The organism is Citrobacter sp. VF227 (assembly GCF_052950715.1).
The window spans coordinates 1-407 of the sequence record NZ_JBRFVF010000680.1 but is presented as its reverse complement, the minus strand read 5'-3'; the positions used below and the strand labels follow the sequence as shown (position 1 = coordinate 407).

The 407-nt window shown below is 67.1% G+C and carries 1 protein-coding gene; it reads right to left on the bottom strand.

Annotated features, from left to right (window positions below; translation table 11 throughout):
* A partial coding sequence (locus tag ACU8YC_RS28530) for an AIDA repeat-containing protein (protein ID WP_446896457.1) occupies positions 1 to 407 on the bottom strand: 407 nt, incomplete at both ends.

Genomic DNA, 407 nt, shown 5'->3' with positions numbered 1-407 from the left:
GTCTCATACACCGTCTGACGCCCGTTGCGGGTGATGAGGGTGTCAGTGGCGGTGCCCGACACAAACATGCCGTCACGGTTATCCGCATCCGGTCCGCCCTGAGCCCCGGTATTCACGACAGTGCCGGAGGCCTGCGCCCCCGCTTTGACGGTCTGATACCCGCCCTCATTAATGACGGTCCCCGTTGCCTTCCCGCCGGCATGGACGTACTGCTCGCCGCCGTTCAGTACGGTTCCGGTGGCCTCGCCGTGCACACTCTGACCGCCGCCGGCATTCACCGTGGTGTCCGTCGCACTCCCCCCGGCCAGTACCGCCTGCAGGCCACTGCTGTTGACGGTGGTCCGCTGCGCCGAGCCGCCGGCCCCGATAAACTGCCCGCCGCGGTTGTTGTCCTCATCGTCACTGCC